Source organism: Xanthomonas sp. 3498 (assembly GCF_014199795.1).
GTDB classification, from domain to species: domain Bacteria; phylum Pseudomonadota; class Gammaproteobacteria; order Xanthomonadales; family Xanthomonadaceae; genus Xanthomonas_A; species Xanthomonas_A rydalmerensis.
Genome location: NZ_JACHOH010000007.1, coordinates 62410 through 81270, shown reverse-complemented (window position 1 = coordinate 81270; position 18861 = coordinate 62410). Strand labels below are relative to the sequence as shown.

General features: G+C 68.5%; 23 protein-coding genes. 13 read left to right on the top strand and 10 right to left on the bottom strand.

The genetic code is table 11. From position 1 onward, the window contains the following. Positions 1–34 precede the first annotated feature (34 nt). On the top strand, positions 35–355 hold the full coding sequence (locus GGR66_RS17705) for a DUF3817 domain-containing protein (protein ID WP_184449794.1): 321 nt from the start codon (positions 35–37) through the stop codon (positions 353–355). 111 nt (positions 356–466) lie between these two features. Then, positions 467–799 carry a hypothetical protein gene (locus GGR66_RS17700; RefSeq protein WP_255421763.1) on the top strand — a complete coding sequence of 111 codons (333 nt, stop codon included), beginning with the start codon at positions 467–469 and terminating at the stop codon, positions 797–799. 27 nt (positions 800–826) lie between these two features. Here the strand turns inward: GGR66_RS17700 and GGR66_RS17695 are convergent, their stop codons facing one another. Together GGR66_RS17695 and GGR66_RS17690 are read right to left on the bottom strand one after the other, a co-directional pair. Further along, a complete protein-coding gene (locus tag GGR66_RS17695) occupies positions 827–1918 on the bottom strand; it encodes a DUF1615 domain-containing protein (RefSeq protein ID WP_160970374.1) in 1092 nt (363 codons plus the stop codon). An 82-nt stretch (positions 1919–2000) separates the two neighbouring features. Beyond that, complete coding sequence (locus GGR66_RS17690) at positions 2001–2816, bottom strand: NAD(P)H-dependent oxidoreductase (protein WP_184449502.1); 816 nt, start codon at positions 2814–2816, stop codon at positions 2001–2003. Between the two features lie 83 nt (positions 2817–2899). On the opposite strand from GGR66_RS17690, the gene GGR66_RS17685 reads away from it, so the two are divergent. Then, positions 2900–3793, top strand: a complete 894-nt coding sequence (locus GGR66_RS17685; RefSeq protein WP_184449500.1) for a LysR family transcriptional regulator — start codon at positions 2900–2902, stop codon at positions 3791–3793. Positions 3794–3814: 21 nt separating this feature from the next. On the opposite strand, the gene GGR66_RS17680 is transcribed toward GGR66_RS17685, so the two are convergent. Then, positions 3815–4651, bottom strand: a complete 837-nt coding sequence (locus GGR66_RS17680) for an SAM-dependent methyltransferase (RefSeq protein ID WP_184449498.1) — start codon at positions 4649–4651, stop codon at positions 3815–3817. Positions 4652–4781: 130 nt separating this feature from the next. Then, complete coding sequence (locus GGR66_RS17675; RefSeq protein ID WP_184449496.1) at positions 4782–5681, bottom strand: nuclease-related domain-containing protein; 900 nt, start codon at positions 5679–5681, stop codon at positions 4782–4784. A gap of 177 nt (positions 5682–5858) precedes the next feature. On the opposite strand from GGR66_RS17675, the gene GGR66_RS17670 reads away from it, so the two are divergent. The 4 genes from GGR66_RS17670 to GGR66_RS17655 all read left to right on the top strand — a co-directional run bounded on the left by GGR66_RS17670 (position 5859) and on the right by GGR66_RS17655 (position 9798). Beyond that, positions 5859–6734, top strand: a complete 876-nt coding sequence (locus GGR66_RS17670; RefSeq protein ID WP_184449495.1) for a DMT family transporter — start codon at positions 5859–5861, stop codon at positions 6732–6734. A gap of 183 nt (positions 6735–6917) precedes the next feature. Beyond that, complete coding sequence (locus tag GGR66_RS17665; RefSeq protein ID WP_184449494.1) at positions 6918–7289, top strand: hypothetical protein; 372 nt, start codon at positions 6918–6920, stop codon at positions 7287–7289. A gap of 139 nt (positions 7290–7428) precedes the next feature. Continuing rightward, positions 7429–8799, top strand: coding sequence for a D-serine/D-alanine/glycine transporter (cycA, locus tag GGR66_RS17660; RefSeq protein ID WP_184449492.1), 1371 nt, complete (start codon positions 7429–7431; stop codon positions 8797–8799). Between the two features lie 78 nt (positions 8800–8877). Further along, a complete protein-coding gene (locus tag GGR66_RS17655) occupies positions 8878–9798 on the top strand; it encodes a CorA family divalent cation transporter (protein ID WP_184449490.1) in 921 nt (306 codons plus the stop codon). A gap of 31 nt (positions 9799–9829) precedes the next feature. On the opposite strand, the gene GGR66_RS17650 is transcribed toward GGR66_RS17655, so the two are convergent. Next, complete coding sequence (locus tag GGR66_RS17650) at positions 9830–10186, bottom strand: hypothetical protein (RefSeq protein ID WP_184449488.1); 357 nt, start codon at positions 10184–10186, stop codon at positions 9830–9832. Between the two features lie 301 nt (positions 10187–10487). On the opposite strand from GGR66_RS17650, the gene GGR66_RS17645 reads away from it, so the two are divergent. Continuing rightward, positions 10488–11387, top strand: a complete 900-nt coding sequence (locus GGR66_RS17645) for an AraC family transcriptional regulator (protein ID WP_184449486.1) — start codon at positions 10488–10490, stop codon at positions 11385–11387. 326 nt (positions 11388–11713) lie between these two features. Here the strand turns inward: GGR66_RS17645 and GGR66_RS17640 are convergent, their stop codons facing one another. After that, positions 11714–12880, bottom strand: coding sequence for a nucleotidyltransferase family protein (locus GGR66_RS17640; protein WP_184449484.1), 1167 nt, complete (start codon positions 12878–12880; stop codon positions 11714–11716). A 356-nt stretch (positions 12881–13236) separates the two neighbouring features. On the opposite strand from GGR66_RS17640, the gene GGR66_RS17635 reads away from it, so the two are divergent. From GGR66_RS17635 to GGR66_RS17620, 4 genes are read left to right on the top strand one after another with little or no spacing between them, the layout of a single operon-like run. Next, complete coding sequence (locus GGR66_RS17635) at positions 13237–13770, top strand: tail fiber protein (RefSeq protein WP_184449482.1); 534 nt, start codon at positions 13237–13239, stop codon at positions 13768–13770. A gap of 24 nt (positions 13771–13794) precedes the next feature. After that, positions 13795–14346, top strand: coding sequence for a tail fiber protein (locus GGR66_RS17630; RefSeq protein ID WP_184449480.1), 552 nt, complete (start codon positions 13795–13797; stop codon positions 14344–14346). Between the two features lie 24 nt (positions 14347–14370). Next, positions 14371–14958 carry a tail fiber protein gene (locus GGR66_RS17625; RefSeq protein ID WP_184449478.1) on the top strand — a complete coding sequence of 196 codons (588 nt, stop codon included), beginning with the start codon at positions 14371–14373 and terminating at the stop codon, positions 14956–14958. 44 nt (positions 14959–15002) lie between these two features. Then, the gene (locus tag GGR66_RS17620) at positions 15003–15479 is read left to right on the top strand and encodes an N-acetyltransferase (protein ID WP_184449476.1); all 477 of its coding nucleotides are present in this window, start codon (positions 15003–15005) and stop codon (positions 15477–15479) included. Positions 15480–15616: 137 nt separating this feature from the next. On the opposite strand, the gene GGR66_RS17615 is transcribed toward GGR66_RS17620, so the two are convergent. From GGR66_RS17615 to GGR66_RS17600, 4 genes are all read right to left on the bottom strand, one after another. Then, a complete protein-coding gene (locus GGR66_RS17615; RefSeq protein WP_184449474.1) occupies positions 15617–16438 on the bottom strand; it encodes a sulfotransferase domain-containing protein in 822 nt (273 codons plus the stop codon). Next, a complete protein-coding gene (locus GGR66_RS17610) occupies positions 16435–17355 on the bottom strand; it encodes a hypothetical protein (protein ID WP_326521061.1) in 921 nt (306 codons plus the stop codon). Before GGR66_RS17610 ends, GGR66_RS17615 begins: the two co-directional genes overlap by 4 nt. A gap of 23 nt (positions 17356–17378) precedes the next feature. Next, positions 17379–17660 (bottom strand): PqqD family protein, encoded by a 282-nt coding sequence (locus GGR66_RS17605; RefSeq protein WP_184449472.1) that lies wholly within the window; start codon positions 17658–17660, stop codon positions 17379–17381. 86 nt (positions 17661–17746) lie between these two features. Next, positions 17747–18487, bottom strand: coding sequence for a class I SAM-dependent methyltransferase (locus GGR66_RS17600; RefSeq protein WP_184449470.1), 741 nt, complete (start codon positions 18485–18487; stop codon positions 17747–17749). Positions 18488–18692: 205 nt separating this feature from the next. Here GGR66_RS17600 and GGR66_RS17595 point away from each other — a divergent pair, with 205 nt between their 5' ends. Beyond that, the gene (locus GGR66_RS17595) at positions 18693–18839 is read left to right on the top strand and encodes a hypothetical protein (protein WP_184449468.1); all 147 of its coding nucleotides are present in this window, start codon (positions 18693–18695) and stop codon (positions 18837–18839) included. The last annotated feature ends 22 nt before the right edge of the window (positions 18840–18861 follow it).

The window sequence follows — 18861 nt, the reverse complement described above, 5'->3', positions numbered from 1 at the left end:
ACTGGAGTCGCGCGTGTCCTTGTCTTCTTCTCCGTTGTCGCCGGTGGGCCGGCTGTTCGCCGTTGCCGCCGTGTTCGAAGGCCTGACCTGGGCCGGCCTGTTGCTCGGCATGCTGCTCAAGTACGGCACCCAGACCACCGAACTGGGTGTGTGGCTGTTCGGCCGCCTGCATGGCGTGGCGTTCCTGCTGTACGTGGCCGCCAGCCTGGTCGCGGCGCTGCGCCTGCGTTGGCCCTGGTGGGCGTGGGCGTTGAGCCTGCTGGCGGCGCTGCCGCCGCTGGTCACGGTGCCGCTGGAACTGTGGTTTCGCCGGATCGGCCTGCTCGGCGCGCCACGCCAGCGCGCAGTGGGGTAGTGCACGCGCCGCGGCGCAGGCGGGGCACGTCGGGGCCTGCGATGCGGAGCGTTGTGCCAGCGTTCTCCGGCATCGCCCTAGAATGCAGCGCCTAGCGCAGGCGAGGACACCATGGGCAAACGCCAACGACGACCGCCCCCGCCAATGCCCGCGCCCACGCGCCTGCAGCGGCTGGTCGCGCGTGTGCAACGGCCGGTGTTGGTGCTGGTGGCCATGGCCATCGGCGCGAGTGCCATGTTGAAGCTGTACCTGCTGGCGAAAGCGCTGCAGAGCGGCGTGTACATCGGCGTATCGAGGGTCGGTCCGACACGGATCTATCCGCTGCAGACAGACCCAGGCCACTATTGGTTCTCGATCGCGTGGGACAGCGTGCTCAGCCTGGTGTTGCTGGCGCTTGCCGTTGCCCTTGGCTGGTCGGTGATGGCGCTGCGCAAGCCGAAGTAGTGCGCGTCGGCTGGAGCGTCGCGGTCGTCACTTGTCCAGGCAGCGCTGCCAACGCTCGGCCACGCGCTGCGCGAACCAGGCGGTCGTCAGCTTGCGGGTGATCTTCGGACTTTCCAGGGCGATGCCAGGCAGCACCGCGCGTGGCAGCGGCTTGCCGGCATCGCGGTCGGCCAGCGCGAACACCTGCCGATACAGCGCGCTGTCGCCGAAATCCGCATCGCTGCCGCGCTGCAGTTCGCGGCGGATCCTGCGCGCGTCCATGCCCAACTGCGTGCCCAGGCTGCGCGCGGCGCGCTCGGTGGCGCCGGGAGCGTCGAGATCGGCACCCGGCGTCAGCAGGTCGCCGTCCAGCGCCAGGGCGATACCGCTGGCCCGCGCCAATGCGGCCTGGAATGCGGCATTGCGGCTGGCGTACCAACCGGCGTTGAAGTCGGCGAAGCGGTACAGCATCGCCGCCGCGTTCGGGTAGCCGAGCAGGTGACGGGTGCCGAACCAGATGCCGCCGCGGCGGCTGAATACCGCGTGGCGCACGCCGTCGGTCAGCGGGTATGGGTAGCCGTCGGTATGCGCTTCGGCAAAGGCGATGCTCACCTGCATCGGCCCGGCGGTGTGCACCGGGTTGAGATCGCCGAACAGGCGCTCGCCCAGCGGCACGCTGCCGGCGATGTCCTCGAAGAGCGCACTGAGGTCCTGCTCGGTGCGCGCGGCGGCGAGGCGCTCGGCATAGCTGCGTCCATCGGGTCCGCGCAGCTGCAGCGCCGCATCCAGCGCGAACGCCGGCACATGCAGCGTGGCCGCGCGCCGCTGCAGTTCCGCCCGCGCGATCTTGCCCAGTCCCGGCACCGGCGGGTTGGTCTGGTAGGTCGATTCCTGCTCGATCACCGCCAGCACGGCGCAGATGGTGTCGGCGCTGGTCGGCAGGTTCTGCGAGGACAGCGCCACGTAGACGTCGTCGGCCCAGCCGCGGCGATCGGGCACCGTCGCCGGGATGCGCCGGGCGATGTCCGCCTTGACCTCGCTGGGCGTGCGCTCGGGCACGCGCGGCGCCTGCGTGGCGCAGGCGCCGAGCAGGGCGAGAGTGCACACGGCGAGCAGGCGGGCGAAGACGGCGGCGGGCATCGGCGAGGCGGTTCCTGCGAGATGGCGATCGTCCGCATCCTACAGGCGAGGTGTTGGCGCCGCGCGACGTCGCCGGTGACCACTAGGTGTGATCGGAGGTCGCTGGCGCCTGTGCGTCCGTCTCGGCAACATGGATGCCGAAGCCGCTGCGGCCGGGGGCAAGATCCTCCCGCAGCGTCAGTGCCGGAATCGCGTAGTCGCCATGATTCTGCTTGCGGAACGCGATCGGCGCGGTACTGAACAGTGTATCCAGGCGCTCGCCCAGCGCGGCGCTGGTCTGCGCGAAACGTGCCGCGTCCATGCGCCCGCTGCGGTAGACCACGAACGGCGGCAGTACGTCGAAGCCCGGGTAGTGCAGGATGCCGTGCTGGATCGGGAACAGCAGATCGTCGATGGGGCCATTGATGCCGCGCGGCGCGTAGTGCGAATCCCAGCCGCCAGCGGTGACGATCAGCATCGCGCGCTTGCCGGCCAGGGTGCCTTCGCCGTAGCGATCGCCCCAATGCGTGTCGGAGTGTTCGCCGACGCCGTAGGCGAAGCCGCAGGCATACACCCGATCCACCCAGCCCTTGAGGATGGCCGGCATCGAGAACCACCACAGCGGGAATTGCAGCAGCACCGCATCGGCCCAGCGCAGCTTGTCCTGCTCGGCGACGATGTCCGCGCGCTGGCGGCCGCGGGCGAAGGCGCGCTGCGAATCGCGCGAGGGATCGAAGCGCGCGTCCGCCGCGCCGTCCAGGCTGTCCTGCGCGTCGACCGTGGACTTCCAGTCCATCGCGTACAGATCCGAGACCTGGACCTGGTGGCCAGCATCCCTCAGGCGTTGCACCGCCACTTGCCTGAGGGCGCCATTGAGCGAGGCGGGTTCGGGGTGGGCGTAGACCAGCAGCACGTTCATTCGGCTTCTCCACGAGGAATGCCGCCACGCTAGGCCGCCATTGGTTATAGTGGAAATGAATTGCCTTAATGGCCGCTATTGTCATGGTTGATTTGCGCCGGCTGGATCTCAATCTGCTGCTGACCCTGGACACGTTGCTCGATACGCACAACGTGACCCGCGCGGCGGCGCGCCTGCATCTGTCGCAGCCATCGGTCAGCGTGCACCTGGCCAAGCTGCGCGAGGCACTGGGCGATCCGCTGCTGCTGCCGGGGCCGCGCGGCATGCGTCCCACTGCCCGCGCCGAAGCGCTGCGCGCGCCCTTGCGCGAGGCCTTGCAGACACTGCAGCAGGCGGTGGCGCCGGAAGCGCCGTTCGATCCGGCGCGGGCGCAGACGCTGTGGCGGGTAGCGGCCAGCGACTACGGCGCCTCGACCGTGCTGTCGCCGGCGATCGCCGCCTTGCGCCGGGTGGCGCCGGGGACCCAATTGGCGGTGTTGCCGTTGGCGCCGTCGTCGATTGCGCAACAGGCCGAGCAGGGCCAGATCGATCTGGCCTTGCACACCGTCGCCGATGCGCCGCCCGGCCTGCGCCGTCGCACGCTGTTCGCCGAGCGCTATGTGCTGGTCGGCCGCGCCGGCCACCCGCGATTGCGTCGACGGCCGAGCCTGGCGCAGTTCTGCACGCTCGAACACGTCATCGTCTCGCCCGATGGCGGCGGTTTCAGCGGCGTCACCGATGCGGCATTGCGCGCGCACGGCCTGCAGCGCCGCGTGGTGCTGTCGGTGCCGAACTTCCTGTTCGTCGTCACCGCGCTGCAGCGCAGCGACCTTGTCGCGATGCTGCCCGAGCGCTTGGTGCGCAACCAATCCGGCTTGCAGGCGTGCGCGCCGCCCCTCGAACTGCCCGGCTACGAAATGGCCATGCTCTGGCACGAGCGCGTGCATCGCGATCCGGCGCATCGCTGGTTGCGCGAGCACCTCCTCGCGTCGATCTGACACGGTGGACGCGCTGCCGCCTCAGCGGCGCGTGGCCAGTACCCCGTCCAGCGCCAGTTGCGCGGCGAAGCCGGCCTTCTCCAGGCGCTTGGCGACTTCGCGCGGCACATCGCGGCCGCTGGTGAGTTTGTTCGGCGTGCCGGTGTAGTGGAACAGCCGGCCGCCGAGGCGCAGCACCCGCGCGAGCTGGTCGTAGAAGGTTTGCGCATAGAGTTCGCCGGCGATGCCGAAGCGCGGCGGGTCGTGCAGGATCGCGTCCATCGACGCGTCGGCGATGCCGCCGATGGCAGCGCCGACATCGCCATGGGTCAGCTGCAGGCGGCCCTCGCTGGCGGCCGGATCTGGCGACCATGGATTGAGCGTGCGCAGCCACAGCACATCGGCGTTCTTCTCGAACGACTGCAGCCTCGCCACCCCGGCCTCCAGCGCGCAGGCGGCGAAATAGCCGAGGCCGCCGCAGGTGTCGAGCACCTGCTTGCCGCGCGGTTCCACCAGCGCCACCTTGCGCCGCGCGTCCTCGAACGGCGACAGCTGCGCGCTGGGCAACATCTTGATGCCGTCGATCTCGAAGGTCGGCGCGCCCCACTCGGTCGGCACCAGCTTGATCAGCGCGCCGCTGAAGCGCGAGACCGCTGCGAAATCCTCGCCATCCCAGTAGTAGAGCGTGCGGTCCTTGAGCTTGCCAGGATAGGGGTAATCGCGCCCCTGCCACTGCCAGCTTTCGGTGCCAAGCAGCGCCTGGCCCTGGCTGCGCTCCAGGTCCAGGGAGCCGGACCAGGTGGCGGCGCCGGCATCACGTGCGGCGAGCAGGGCGGCGGCGAGCGGACGGGTGAGCAGGGGGCCGGAGTAGCGGGTCACGTGGGATCTGCCGGCGCCACGGCGCGGCACGGGGCTCGGATGCGGGAGCGCATCGTAACCGATGCCTTTGTGCATCTGCACTGCTGGCGATGACTCGAAGCATCCCCACGCGCCCGTGGTCGCCGGTAAATCAGGATTCCGGGGTATAGCGCAGCGCCAGCGCCAGCGCCTGGGTGATGAGGGCAATCGTGGCCGGCTCCAACGGTGCCTCGTTGCGTAGCTCTGCCATGAAGCATGCCCCGCGGCCGGCTGGATTGAACGCGCGTACACCATCCTTAGGAATCATCGGCGCGTCGATCCACCAGCCAGGCAGTGCCAGGGCCGGTTTTACTGGAATGGGTTGGCCAAGCGCCTGTTGCAGGTGCCGACGCAGCCAGTCGGCTTGTTGTCTCGCCTGTTGGCTCGGTCGATCGGTACGGAAATTGGGAAATGCCAGCCAGACGCCGTCGTAAGTTACCTTGAACTGACTTTTGCCATCGGCGGCGCGCGGCTTGCGGAACGACTTGGTCTCCACCGCATAGACACCGGCCGGCCCAATGATCACGTGATCCAGATTGAAGCCGTCGGCAGGAACGTCGTGAAAGACAACGCAGCCTTGCGCCTGTAGCCGGTTGAGCTCCTGCGCGGTGTACAGCTCTGCACGCAGCCCTTGGAGCGCATCGCGACGCCGGTTGCCATGCACGACGATTCGGGAAGCAGCCCAAAGTGTCATTGCCACGAACGCCACAAGCAGCAGCACCTCCTTGAACCCGAATCGCAGGTGCTGCAGGTCGATCTGCAGCAATGCCCAGAATGCGAGCAGATAGGGGCCGATGAACACCAGGGAGGTGATGCCTTGGATGATCCGCTCGTCATGATCATCGATCCGTTTGCGTAGTTGCTCGCCTGCTCCATGGATGCGTTTGTTGGCGATTGGCGAACGCCGTCCGTCACGGGCCTGCCACTTGCGGTAAAGCATCAGGAAACACAATGTGGCCAACAACGGAGCGGCGGCAACGGTAAGGACGATTAGAATCTTGAGAAACGGCATGACATCCATGTGGGGTATGGCGTTGGGCAGAGGAGCAGGGATGCTAGTGGCGCGGTAGCGGCTGCGGGTGGACAAATGCCCGCCGCTCCTTTCAGCCGCCACACCCCGGGCAAAAGAGAGATACTGACCATCCCCCCACGTACGCCGTCGCAGCGCCGCTGCCGGCCAGGATCGTCCATGCTCAAGGGTGTGCTGCTCGGTTTCGCCTGTTATGCCGCCTATTCGATCAGCGATGCCTTCGTGAAGGGGTTGGAGGGCTCGCTGCCGGCCTACGAGGTGGTGTTCTTCGGTGCGCTGCTGATGCTCTCGGCGCTGCCGTTCCTGAAGAAGCCGGGCGATCGCTGGCGCGAGGTGGTGGTGGCGCAGCGGCCGAGTATCTGGCTGCTGCGCGCGTTCACCGGCGCGGCCGGCAATCTGTCCGCGGTCACCGCCTTCACCCTGCTGCCGATGGCCGAGGCGTTCGCGCTGATCTTCCTGATGCCGATCTTCGTCACCGTGCTGTCGGTGCTGCTGCTCAAGGAGGAGGTGCGCTGGCGGCGCTGGCTGGCGGTGATCGTCGGCTTCATCGGCGTGCTGGTGGTGCTGCGGCCGGGCTTCCGACACTTGAGTCAGGGTCATGTCGCGGCGATCGTCTGCGGGCTGGTGGGGGCGGTGTCGGTGATCAGCTTGCGCATGGCCGGGCCCGGCGAGAAGCGCCTGACCCTGTACGGCGCCGGCGTGCTCGGCCCGCTGCTGATGGGCGGGCTGCTGATGCTGCCGACCTTCGTCTGGCCGACCTGGCAGCAGTGGATCCTGCTGGCCGGCTACGGCCTGCTCGCGGGGCTGGCCGCGATCTTCATGATGTACGCCTCGCGCGCGGCACCGATCAGCGCGGTGGCGCCGACCCAGTACAGCCAGATGCTGTGGGCCATCGGCTTCGGCTACTGGCTGTTCCACGACCACCTGGACTGGCCGATGGCGGTGGGCATCGCGCTGATCCTGGGCGCCGGCCTGTTCACCCTGGTGCGCGAGGAAAAGGTCACGCGCTGGTGGCGTCGCACCAAATTGGTGTGAGTGTCGCCGCCTGAGCCGATCTCGGTCGCCGCCCCGGCGCCGATCAGGAAATCGCCGATACGGCCGCGCGCGCAGCGCGGCGATCCTGCCCGTTCACGGACGAGGCAATGCAGGCGCGCGGCCGCGAGGGATCGCTGCGGTCGCCGCGCCATCGGACTTTCCTTATCAAGATCGGAGAACGGCATGACGAACAATGCGATGGGGCAGTTGCTCGACGCCGCTGCCCATGCGGGTGCGGCGAGTGCGGGCGCGACGGGTGTGCGGGTGGTGGCGGGCGTGGTCGGCGCGGACGGCGGGATCCGCAACGGCGCGGGGTACACGGTGGCGCACGTCAGCACCGGGCATTACCTGGTGAGCTTCCAGCCGCCGTTCCAGGCGCTGGACGGGGTCTCCGTCACGCAGATCTACCCGGGCGACGGCAACACCTGCGACAACGCGGTGATCATCCGCCTGGACGCGGGCCAGGTGCTGCTGAAGACCGGCGACGGCGGCGGCAACCAGTCCGACCGCGATTTCAGCTTCGTCGCGATCGGGCAGGGCGGCGCGCTGGCCTGAGTCCGGCGGCGTTCGGCGTCCCCGGCGGCATGCGGCGCGGTCCGCGCCGCCGCGGGCGCCATCCGGCGCACGCGCGGCTGGCGCGCGCTGCCGCCATCTTCTATGTTTGCAGGCTAATCCCTCGCGATGGCCTGCGCCCATGACCGATCCGTCCGCCCAGCCCGACCACCTGCAGCGCAGCCTGTCCAACCGCCACCTGCAGCTGATCGCGATCGGCGGGGCGATCGGCACCGGCCTGTTCATGGGCTCGGGCAAGACCATCAGCCTGGCCGGGCCGTCGATCCTGTTCGTGTACCTGATCATCGGCGTGATGCTGTTCTTCGTGATGCGCGCGATGGGCGAGCTGCTGCTGTCGAACCTGGAGTACAAGTCGTTCATCGACTTCTCCACCGACCTGCTGGGGCCCTGGGCCGGCTTCTTCTGCGGCTGGACCTACTGGTTCTGCTGGATCATCACCGCCATCGCCGACGTGATCGCGATCGCCGCCTACGCGCAGTTCTGGTTCCCGACGCTGGCGCCGTGGATCCCGGCGATGCTGTGCGTGCTGTTGCTGCTGGGACTGAACCTGGTGACGGTGAAGCTGTTCGGCGAAATGGAGTTCTGGTTCGCGCTGATCAAGATCGTGGCGATCTGCGCGCTGATCCTCACCGGCGCCGGGCTGGTTGCCTGGGGTTTCCAGTCGCCGTCCGGGCACGTGGCCTCGCTGGCCAACCTGTGGAACGACGGCGGCATGTTCCCGATGGGGCTGGGCGGGTTCTTCGCCGGCTTCCAGATCGCGGTGTTCGCCTTCGTCGGCATCGAGCTGGTCGGCACCACCGCCGCCGAGACCGCCGACCCGCGCCGCAACCTGCCCAAGGCGATCAACTCGATCCCGGTGCGTATTCTGGTGTTCTACGTGCTGGCGCTGGTCGCGATCATGGCGGTGACGCCGTGGCGCGAGGTGGTGCCGGGCAAGAGCCCGTTCGTGGAACTGTTCGTGCTGGCCGGCGTGCCGGCCGCGGCCAGCCTGATCAACTTCGTGGTGCTGACCTCGGCGACCTCCTCGGCCAACAGCGGCATCTTCTCCACCAGCCGCATGCTCTACGGCCTGGCCGAGGAGCGCCACGCGCCGCGCGGTTTCGCCCGGCTCTCGCGCGCGGCGGTGCCGGCGCGCGGGCTGCTGTTCTCCTGCGCCTGCCTGCTCGGCGGTACCGTGTTGATGTACCTGATCCCGAACCTGGTCACCGCCTTCACCCTGGTCACCACGTTGGCCGCGGTGCTGTTCATGTTCGTCTGGTCGCTGATCCTGTGCGCCTACATCGCCTACCGGCACAAGCGCCCGCAGCTGCACGCGGCCTCGGCGTTCAAGATGCCTGGCGGTGTGGCCATGTGCTACGTGTGCCTGGCGTTCTTCGCCTTCGTGCTGGTGCTGCTGACCCTGCAGGCCGATACCCGCCAGGCGCTGTTCGCCAGCCCGGTCTGGTTCCTGCTGCTGGGCGTGGGCTACGCGTTGAAGCGCCGCAGCGCCTGAACCGGTGCGCGCGGCGGGCGTTGACGCTCCGCGCGCGCTGACGGATGCTCGCGGCCTTTCCTGCGCGAGCCAGTCCCGATGATCACCATCCATCGCTTCGGCGGCACCTCCGACACGCCGGTGTGCTGGGTGGACCTGTGCCGGCCGAGCGAGGCGGACCTGGCCGAGGTCGACAGTAAGGTCGGCTTCGCCGTGCCGACGCGCGCGGCCATCGGCGAGATCGAGTTCAGCAGCCGGGTGCGGGTGGAAGGCGAGGTGTTGTTCCTCAACGTGCCGCGCTTCCAGGACGACGATGGCCCGACCGCGCCGCTGGGCTTTGCGGTGTCGCCGCGGGTGCTGGTGACCCAGCGCGAGCAGCCGATGGCCTCGCTGGATGCGGTGGCCGCGCAGTTGCAGCACAACCCCTGCCGCAGCAGCGACGACCTGCTGCTGCGCCTGCTCGACGAATTGGTCGGGCGCCTGGCCGACCGCCTGGAAGCGTTGGAAGCGCAGATCACCGAGACCACGCGCGCCGCGTTCGCCAAGCCGCATGCGCGGCACAAGTCGCGGCACCTGGAGCGGATGCTGCACGACGTCGGCGACATGGGCCGGCGCCTGGGCGGCATGCACAACGCTGGCCACGGCCTGCTGCGCCTGGCCACCTACCTGGACGACGCCGCGCCGGACTGGTTCGGCGAGGACGCGGCCAAGCGCATCGGCCTGTTGCACAAGGATCTGGCCACCCTCATCGAATTCGAGCAGCACCTGGACGACCGCATCGAGTTCCTGCTCGACAGCGTGCTGGGCATGATCAACGTCGACCAGAACAACGTGATGAAGGTGATGGCGGTGGCCTCGGTGGTGGGCATCCCGCCGACGGTGCTGGTCGGCATCTGGGGCATGAACTTCGCGCACATGCCCGAGCTGAAATGGCACGACGCCTACTACTGGGCGTTGGGCGTGATCGCGCTGAGCATGCTGTTGCCGTTGGCGTGGTTCCGCCGGCGCGGCTGGGTCTGAGCCAGCCACGCTCGGTGCCGGCCGCATAGGATCACGCCGCGAGGCTGTCCGCCTCCGTGGCGGCCTCTACGTCGTGCTCCTCGCCGCTGACGTGCTGCACCGCGGCGATGTCCCACGACACCGTGTCCGGATCGATCAGGGCGTGAATCGCGGCGCCCTGCAGTTCGCGCATCAGCCGCCGCGCCGACGCGGTGCCGTGCGCCACGCTATCCCACAGCACCATGTCGACCACGCTGCCGTCGCGGCGGCGGGCGATGCGCCGCGAGCGAAAGCCGGGCTGGCGCTGCAGCCAGGCATCGACTTCGGCATTGGCGCGCAGGAAGGTGCGCCAGGTGCAGTCGTGCAGGCGGAAGGTGGCAATTTCCAGGGCTTCGGTATGGGGATGCATCGGTCTCTCCTGCGGTCTGCGTCGCCCGCATGGCGCGCTGGCGGCGACGCGGCAGCGCGACGAGGGGCATGGGGGAAGGACAGGGCCGAACGGCCGGAACAGGCGGGCGGGGGCGGGCGTTCCGGGACGGCGCCGGGACGGGAACCGGCCGACACAGGATGCTGGCCCGCGTTGCGGGCGCGTTAGCGCGATCCAACGGAATTCTTGTACGATCCTGCAAGCCGCGTCGCGCCGTGGTCCGTGCCGGCGCAGCATCGTGCAAGCTTCCCTTCCTTCTCCGCACGCTACGGCGCCCTTGCCGATGACCGCGCTCGCCCACCGCTACCAGGAAATGGCCGCCCTGGTTGCCCGATTGGCCACGCCCGATGGCGACCACGACACCGCCATCGAGGGCTTCTTCTGTTCCTACCGCTCCGCGCCTTCGCCGAAGACGCATACCGCGCAATGGCCCGTCTTCGCACTGGTGCTGCAGGGCGAGAAGTGCCTGACCCTGGGCAGCGAGGAGTACCGCTACGGGGTCGGCACCTTTCTGCTGGTGACGCTGGATCTGCCGGTGGTCTCGCGCATCACCCAGGCCAGCCCGGAGCAGCCACTGCTGGGTGTGGGCATGTCGATCCGGCCGGACCGGCTGCGCGAACTGCTCGAGCGCATTCCCTTGCCGCCGCAGGTCGGCGCCGAGCGCCCGCGCGGGGTATCGGTCAACACCGCCTGCCCGGACCTGCTGGACGCGACGCTGCGCATGCTGCGGCTGCTCGAGCGGCCGGCCGATATCGCGGCGATGGCGCCGTTGATCGAGCAGGAGATCCTGTACCGACTGCTGGTCGGTCCTTGTGGGCCGAACCTGCTGCGCATCGCCCAGGAGGACAGCCCCAGCAACCGCATCGCCAAGGCCATCGCCTGGTTGCGCCAGCACTACGCCGAACCGCTGCGGATCGAGGACCTGGCGCGCCAGGTCAACATGAGCGTGTCCTCGCTGCATCACCATTTCAGTGCGGTCGCGGCGATGACGCCGCTGCAGTACCAGAAGCAATTGCGCCTGCGCGAGGCGCGGCGGCTGATGGTGGTGGAACGCATGGACGTGGGCGCGGCCGGCTACCGGGTCGGCTACCAGAGCCCGTCGCAATTCAGCCGCGAATACAGCCGGCTCTACGGGCGTTCGCCGCGCAGCGACCTGGCCGAACAGTTGGGCCTGGCCGGTTGAGCGAGTGCGCCGGTGCGGTCGGCGGATCGGCTGGCTGCCCGCGGTCACAGCAATCCGCCGCGATGCCGGAGCAGTTCCGGCGATAACGACACTCGTAGCGCATTGCCGCGCGGCAGCGCGTCCACCTGCTGATCTGCGGCTGCGGCACGCCCGCTGGCGCCGCTTCCGACGGCCACGGCACGCGCGGACAATCACCATCACCCATCATCGGCACGCCGAGCATGCGGCCAGGAAGTACGGGTTCCACGGGCCCGATCTGCGTGCTGATCCTGGTCTGCGCTCGGGTTTCGATTACGCACTGCGCCGGATCGCCAGCGGTGCCGGTGTCAGCGCATGCGCCGCCGCTTGTGCAGATGCTGTCTGGCCAGCCGCAGGGCACGCACTCCCGGATAGGCCCAGTGCAGCGCGCGCGGCAGCGCGGTTGCGGCGCGATCGTCTTCGGTCGGAGTGAGCAGGAACGGGATTACCTGCAGGCGACCGCGCCAGCTCGATTGCAGCGACAACAGGCGCAAGGCATAGCGGATCACGCCGAGCCTGGCTGCCAGGTCGGCGCCGCGGTCGGAACCCAGCGCGTCCAGATGCGGCAACAGCGTCCGTGCGGCGAAATGCCCGCTGCGCAACAACGGCGTCTGCGCCTGCAAGGCCTCGGGCAAGGGCGTGCCAAGCGCCGTCTCCGCCAGCAAGGCGCCCAACGCCAGGTGCCGTTCCACGCCCAGACGACGCGCCAGCGCCACGGTTGCGTCCCAATCCAGCGACGGACTACGCAACGCCTGCGCGATGTCCACCAGCCAGAACGCGCGGTGCCAGTTGTGCTTGCTGCCGTGGAAGGCGGCATAGACCACCGCCAGGGACGGCGCCAGCGTGGTCACCTGCAGGTCGCCCAAGGCGACGCGCGTGGTGTGCTCGTTCCATAGCGCACGCTGATCCAGCGGGAACTCATGCGCCTGGTTGGCCAGACGCAGATGCAGCTCCAGCACCAGGCCGCTCGTCGCATGCCGCAGCGACAAGGCGTGATTATCGCGCGCATAGCGATCCAGCGCCTTCGCCACGGCCGGATCCAGCACATAGCCGAGCCGCTGCAGCAACGGCAGCGCGCGATCGCGGTCTGCGGCATCGACCAACAGGTCGATATCGCAGGCTTCGCGATGCTCGGGACGACCAAACAACGCGGCATAGCCCTGCCCCTTGAGCAGGCAGTAGCGCAGGCCGGCGTCATGCAAGCGCGGCACGACCGCGCGCAGCGCGGCGGTCTGCCGCAGTGTATGGGCGAGCATGCGGTGCTGCCGCTGGTGGAGTACGGCCCACAGCGGCGCCGGCATGGCCCCAGCCAAGGTGTCGGCAGGCGGCAGCGCCAACGCCAGCCGATGCTGCGCGAGCGTGCGTGCGAACGCCCGCGGGTCGATGGTCCTTGCGCGCAACGGGTCCGCGTCGGCCCGCCAAAGACACAATGCATGTGCGAAGGCGGGCGACCAGTTGGCGGCCGCCGCCGTCATCGACGGACCCGGCGGGCATCGCGCGCGCGATCGGCACGGACCGCGGCGCTTGAGCCGCAATTGGCCGGATTTTGCGATTTGTATTCCGACGTAGACAAAATTTCTTGACGCGCGCAGGCGGCGTCGCTTCGCAGGCGGACTAAGTCACTCACTGGGCACATGATTTTGGTCTGTCTCGTTCGCTTCGGTTGGTCCGAATCAGCGTCAGGCCGATGTCTCGGGTGCTCAGCGGCTGTGTAGCATATCCGTCAAGACGCGATGCAAAGGGCTGCATCGCCTGGGGATTCTGCGGGACTCGCGCGCGGCCATGGATGCGGCCCTTCGCTCGACGGCACTGACATCTGAGGAGATGCTCTATGACTGACGCGTATCTGGGCGAAATCCGCCTGTTCCCGATCGACTGGGCGCCGAAGGGCTGGCTCCCGTGCGACGGACGGACCTTGCCGATCCTCGGCAACCAGGCGCTGGCATCGCTGCTGGGCAATCAGTTCGGCGGCGATGGCAAGACCAACTTCAATCTGCCCGACCTGCGCGGCCGCGTTCCGGTGAGCCAGGGCGTCAACCCGCTGACCACGCCGGCGGTGAACTACCGGGTCGGCAACTACGGCGGGCTCGAGGGCGTGGCGCTGACCGCGGCGCAGATTCCCGCGCATACGCACATGGTGAACGCGGTCTCCGTGGTCGGTACCATCGGCGCGATCAACGGTGCGCATTTCGCCCAGGCTCCCGCATCGCACAACATGTACGCGCCGCCGGGCGGTACGCTGGTCGGATTGGCAGGGGATTCGGTCAGCCAGGAGGGCGCTGGAGCCGCGCACAACAACATGCAGCCGTCCCTGGTTCTGAATTTCTGCATCTGCACGAGCGGGCTGTATCCGCAACACCCCTGACGCGGCCATACAAGGAACCACACCATGGATGCTTACACCGGTCAGATCATTCTGTTCGCCGGCAATTACGAGCCGCAGGACTGGGCGTTCTGCGATGGGCGCCAACTGCGGATCAACGATTACCAGGCGCTCTACGCGCTCATCGGCACCACGTACGGAGGCGACGCGCGCGTTTACTTCAATCTGCCCGATCTGCGCAGCCGCGTCGCGATCGGGCAGGGACAGGGCGAGGCGCGAGCGCCGGCGCCGCAACTGACGGCGCGTACGATCGGACAGAAGGTGGGCGCGGAAACGGTCGCCTTGCAACTGGCGGAAATGCCGCCGCATCGGCATACCCTGCAGGCGACCACAGCCGCCGCCACGCTGACCACGCCGTCCGGTAACGTGCTGGCCACTCCGCAGAACGCGGAAGTGATGTACTTCACTCCACCGCCCAGCTCCACTCCCACCGCCTCCACCTTCGCTCCCGATACCGTTGCCGTCGGCGGCGGAAACCAGGCGCACGACAACCGCATGGCAACGCAGGCGTTGAGTTACCTGATCTGCCTGAATGGCATCTTTCCCGACCGGCCGTGACCGGCCATCGCAAAGGGGTTCGCTATGTCCAGTAGCTTCATCGGTGAGGTGCGCGCATTCACCTACAACTTCGCGCCGGAGGGCTGGCTCGACTGCCTGGGACAGGTGGTGAGCCTGCAGCAATACCAGGCCTTGTTCGGCGTCATCGGATTCACGTACGGCGGTGACGGCCGCACGACATTCGGCTTGCCGGACCTGCGCGGCCGTGCCGCGCTGGGACAGGGGCAGGGCGTCGGCTTGAGCACCTATGCGATCGGCCAGCTGCAGGGCAGCGATGGGGTGGTCCTGGCCTCCGAACTGCAGTTACCGGCCCACACCCATGCGATCAGCAGCAAGTACATGGCGCCGGGCGTGGCTCCGGGCGCTTCCGGCAAAACGCCCAGTGCGTCGAGCTACGCCTCCAGGCTGCTCAATCCGACGACGTCGCCGCCGACGACCTATACCCCGTTCATGCTGCCGGGGCCCCCGCTCGACGCGCAGATGTCGCCCGCCGCCTTGTCCGCCTTTCCCGACGTGGCGGCGCTGCCGCAGGCCCACGAGAATCGGCAGCCGTTCGCGACACTGCGGTACTGCATCTGTGCCACCGACGGCGTCTTCCCGCCGAGGCCATAATGCCGCTGGATGTCGCTTGTCCGGCGGCGCTATCCGCGCGGGGCATGATGATGCGCGCGGAATGCGTGGCGGACCTGCCCGCATTGCGGGCGCTGTTCCGCCACCACCGCTGGCCCGAGTTCGCGATGCTGCCGTGGGACGATGCGGCCAAGGTGGCGCTGCTCGACCAGCAGTTCGATGCGCAGCGCCGCCATTACGCCGCCGCCAATTCCGAGGTCCGCTTCCTGGTGCTGCTGCATGGGGAACGGCTGGCGGGCCGGATCTACCTCGGCAGCACCCAGGCCGGCGACCTTCGCCTGCTGGATATCCTGTTGTCGTCGGAGGATCGCGGCCAGGGCATCGGTGCTGCCCTGATCGGTGCCGTCCAGGCACAGGCGGCCGCGCGTGGACGGCGGGTGTTGCTGGAAGTGGACAAGGCCAATCCAGCGGCGTGCCTGTACCACCGTCTCGGTTTCCGTGTGTGGGCCGAGACCCCGATCGGTTGGCAGATGGCCTGGTCCGGCGGTGCAGCGAACGCTTAGGGCGGCCAACGCAACGTCGCGAGCGTCGCCAGGTGAGTGCGGACGGCAGGCACCGCTGTGTACGAACGTGGTGGATGCGGATTCAGAGCACCGTCGACGCCCGCCTGGCGGCTGCGCCGTCGTAGTGTCGGCCGTTCCTAGTGGTAGCCTAGCCAAGCCATGACCACGCCATGGTCGGCGGTCAGGCGTGCCACCTGCGCCGGGTCGAGTGTCGAGCGCCAGGCACCGGCGCGGCCCTGGCGAAAGAACCGCGCCTGGCCCTGGCGACGTTCCACGAAGCCCTCGCGTTTCTCGGCGTTGCGCAAACGTTCGAAACTGCAAGCCGCGATCGCGGCGGCCACGCGCGCCGGGTCGGCGTTCAGTCCCAGAAACCGCGCCAGCCGCGTCGCTTCGCGCAGCGGTTGCGCCTGCAGCGCCTCGTAGTGCAGCAGCAGGCGCGGGCCCGGTGCGCGTTGCAGCCATGACGCGACATGACCCGACCACGTTCCGAAGCGCTGCGGCGTCTGCGATCGCGGAGCGGACGTGGACTGGCTCATGATGCGTTGCGCATCGCCCATCTGCTCGATGGCCGTGTCCAGATCCACCCGCATATGGTCCGCCCACGAGGGTGCCACGTCGCGCGGATCGCGCACGATGTAGACGGTGCCGAGGGTCGCGTCGGGAGGGAACAACGCCGGGTGGTAAAAGTCGTGCACCTTCAGCAGGCTTGTGTCCTGTGCGGCGCACTGCCGGTAGGCAGCGGCGCGCAACCGGTCCAGCTCCGCGGGCAGCAGTTCGCCGATGTCCACGTCGACACGCTGTTGCAACCACGCATGCGAGGCGCCATTGGGCAGTGCGTCTCCGAGCGCGTTCAACGGCACGGCCGCGCCGTCCGAGCGCAGGTTGGCGATCAGGCAGCGCACCCAGGTGTTGCCGGACTTGGGATAGGACGCGAGCCAGACGATGCCGCGCCGGTTCATCGCGCCAGGCCGTTCTCGATCGCGGTCGCGGTGGCATCCAGCGCATCGAAGCGGCGCGGGCGCTGCAGGCGCCAGACAGGGACATGGCGCGCGATCGCGGCTGCCTGCGCGAAGGTGGTTGCACGCAGGCCGAGGCGGTCGGCCACCTGCGGTCGCGCCAGATAGCTGTGCAACAGCGGCAGCGCCGCGCTTGGTGGGCAGCGCACCAACTGCGGCGTCGCTGCGTCCTGCAGGATCAGGATGGCGTCCAGCGGCGCGGGCGTCGCATCGAATCCGGACTGCGGCCGCAGATCGAACTTGTCCATGCCATGGCGAACCTGCGCCAGGCCGGCGACGGGGAGCCGCAGCGATTCCAGCGTGTCTCGCCAAAGCTTCAGGCGCGGAAAGGCGGGCAATACCTCGGGCGCGCGCTCGGCTGCGGTGCGGACGACGGTCAGATCGTCGCTCAGCACGCCATGGCCGCGCTCGAGCAGTGCGGCCGAGAGGGTGGACTTGCCGGCACCGCTGTGGCCAGCGATGGCCACGGTGCGGCCGCCGATGCGCAGGCAGGCGGCATGCAGCGGAAACAGGCCACGCTGCAGGCACAGGCAGCCCAGTGCTCCGCCGAGCAGGAACAGCCGCCACCCCTCGTCGTGGTCGCACAGCCGCTGCACCCGGATCGAGCGACCGCCCTGGATGTGCAGGCGAACCAGGTTCGGGACCTGCAGCAGCACCGCGCCGTCCGCACCGACGCTCAGCCACGTTCCGTCCGGTTCGGCCGGGTCGAGTCGGTCGGGCAATCGGGCTTCCTCGATCTGCACGTCCGCTGCGCCTGCCGCTGCCGGCCACGGCGGCAGTTCCGGCAGCGCCAGCGTACTGCGCACATGCCAGCCGCACAGCAGGTAATGCCTGTCGTCGCCCGCCGGCAACGCCCGCACCGCGGCGCCGGCCGTGCCACCGTTCAGGCGCGGATCTCGATGGCGCCTGCGCCGAGCAGGGTGTCCAGCAGCGCCGCCACGTCCGTCTCGATGACCGCCCGCGGGCCTGCGTAGTCCGCTTCCAGCCGATCGCACAAGGTCGCGAAAGTGCAGGGTGCCGCCAGTTGCGACCACACCGCCTTGCCGACCGGATCCAGCGAGAAATAGAGGCCGCGCTCTGCGCTCATGATCACTAGTTCCTCGCCCATCTCGGCGGCCAGGCAACCAGGATGCTGCGCGATCACTGCGTTCGGATCGATGCTCATGTGCGAAGGTGACGAGTGCCAAAACGGCACCTTACCCGGGAAGCGCCCTGCCTGGAAAGCGCGCAGCGCAGCGATGTCGTGGCGGCTCAGTCGCGCGGCGAAACGCGCCGGCGAAACACGGCCTGGTCGTCGGACTGCACGGACAGCCGCCGGTTGTCTGCGCCAAACAGGGGCGTGTCCGCCCGTGGCGGCGTGGCAACGCACAGCACGGGATCGAACCAGCGCGCCGCTTCGGTATCGCGCAGGCGGAAGTTGGCGTGGCGCAGGACCAACAGTCCCCCGGGGCGCAGACAGCGCGCGAAATCCTGCAACTGCGCCTGCACGTCCTCGAATCGGAGCAGATGGTCGCAGCGCGCGCCGCGATGCATCGCCAGATCGCCGCGGCGCAGCACCGCCAGGCAGAAGATCGCATCGTAGGACGCATCCGCCTCGTCCGCCGTGTTGCCGGCGACCCGGAACTCCAATTGCGGATCCGGCGCGGCGGCGAGGCGTTGCCAGCATGCGGCGATGTGGCCGGGATGGATATCCATTCCGCAGATCGCGGCCTGCGGGAAATAGTCCCGCAGGGTGAAGACTTCGTCGCCGCTGGCGCAGCCGAAGGACAGCAGGCGCAGGTTGGCCGCGGCACCCAGTGTCTCCTGGGCGAAGCGGAACAGCGCGGGATAGCGATCCATGGACGTGGTGCCGTAGTCCTGGAACAGCGGAGCAGCGGAGGTGAGTTGCAGCCAGGCGTAGGTCCGATCTTCGCGGCTGCGCAGAGCACGGTACAGCCAGCGGATGGCCTGGATCGAAAACGCGCGACGCCAGGGAGCGGACGACGAAGTCATGCGAAATTGTGGTTCTTATCTAGGAACTCGATTGGCGGCCATGCAGCGTGTACGTTGCAGTGCCAAGCTTAACGTGCAACCGCAACGGGGTCGCCGGTTCGGTTGCATGGGCGCGATGGCCCAATTGCAGGCCGTCCCTGTGCTTGACGCACTACACCGCAAGCCGCCCGTCTGGCCGGTTCGCTCACACGCAAAGGACCCTCCGATGAACGAGCACAATCCAGTCGTGTCTTCCGCGCACGATGCGCGCAAACCCTGGTCGGCGCCTGTCGTGGCGTTCCTGTCCATCGACGAGACCGCGAACAATGCGACAGTCGGTAACGACGGTGCCGGTCCCACCACGGGTTCCTGAAGAACCGGCCGCGATGTGAGGC

Excerpts from the sequence above, each read along its gene's own strand:
- GGR66_RS17700 (WP_255421763.1), top strand. The coding sequence starts at position 467 with ATGGGCAAACGCCAACGACGACCGCCCCCGCCAATGCCCGCGCCCACG.
- GGR66_RS17695 (WP_160970374.1), bottom strand. The coding sequence starts at position 1,918 with ATGCCCGCCGCCGTCTTCGCCCGCCTGCTCGCCGTGTGCACTCTCGCC.
- GGR66_RS17690 (WP_184449502.1), bottom strand. The coding sequence starts at position 2,816 with ATGAACGTGCTGCTGGTCTACGCCCACCCCGAACCCGCCTCGCTCAAT.
- GGR66_RS17685 (WP_184449500.1), top strand. The coding sequence starts at position 2,900 with ATGGTTGATTTGCGCCGGCTGGATCTCAATCTGCTGCTGACCCTGGAC.
- GGR66_RS17675 (WP_184449496.1), bottom strand. The coding sequence starts at position 5,681 with ATGCCGTTTCTCAAGATTCTAATCGTCCTTACCGTTGCCGCCGCTCCG.
- GGR66_RS17670 (WP_184449495.1), top strand. The coding sequence starts at position 5,859 with ATGCTCAAGGGTGTGCTGCTCGGTTTCGCCTGTTATGCCGCCTATTCG.
- GGR66_RS17665 (WP_184449494.1), top strand. The coding sequence starts at position 6,918 with ATGACGAACAATGCGATGGGGCAGTTGCTCGACGCCGCTGCCCATGCG.
- cycA (WP_184449492.1), top strand. The coding sequence starts at position 7,429 with ATGACCGATCCGTCCGCCCAGCCCGACCACCTGCAGCGCAGCCTGTCC.
- GGR66_RS17655 (WP_184449490.1), top strand. The coding sequence starts at position 8,878 with ATGATCACCATCCATCGCTTCGGCGGCACCTCCGACACGCCGGTGTGC.
- GGR66_RS17650 (WP_184449488.1), bottom strand. The coding sequence starts at position 10,186 with ATGCATCCCCATACCGAAGCCCTGGAAATTGCCACCTTCCGCCTGCAC.
- GGR66_RS17645 (WP_184449486.1), top strand. The coding sequence starts at position 10,488 with ATGACCGCGCTCGCCCACCGCTACCAGGAAATGGCCGCCCTGGTTGCC.
- GGR66_RS17640 (WP_184449484.1), bottom strand. The coding sequence starts at position 12,880 with ATGACGGCGGCGGCCGCCAACTGGTCGCCCGCCTTCGCACATGCATTG.
- GGR66_RS17635 (WP_184449482.1), top strand. The coding sequence starts at position 13,237 with ATGACTGACGCGTATCTGGGCGAAATCCGCCTGTTCCCGATCGACTGG.
- GGR66_RS17630 (WP_184449480.1), top strand. The coding sequence starts at position 13,795 with ATGGATGCTTACACCGGTCAGATCATTCTGTTCGCCGGCAATTACGAG.
- GGR66_RS17625 (WP_184449478.1), top strand. The coding sequence starts at position 14,371 with ATGTCCAGTAGCTTCATCGGTGAGGTGCGCGCATTCACCTACAACTTC.
- GGR66_RS17620 (WP_184449476.1), top strand. The coding sequence starts at position 15,003 with ATGATGATGCGCGCGGAATGCGTGGCGGACCTGCCCGCATTGCGGGCG.
- GGR66_RS17615 (WP_184449474.1), bottom strand. The coding sequence starts at position 16,438 with ATGAACCGGCGCGGCATCGTCTGGCTCGCGTCCTATCCCAAGTCCGGC.
- GGR66_RS17605 (WP_184449472.1), bottom strand. The coding sequence starts at position 17,660 with ATGAGCATCGATCCGAACGCAGTGATCGCGCAGCATCCTGGTTGCCTG.
- GGR66_RS17600 (WP_184449470.1), bottom strand. The coding sequence starts at position 18,487 with ATGACTTCGTCGTCCGCTCCCTGGCGTCGCGCGTTTTCGATCCAGGCC.
- GGR66_RS17595 (WP_184449468.1), top strand. The coding sequence starts at position 18,693 with ATGAACGAGCACAATCCAGTCGTGTCTTCCGCGCACGATGCGCGCAAA.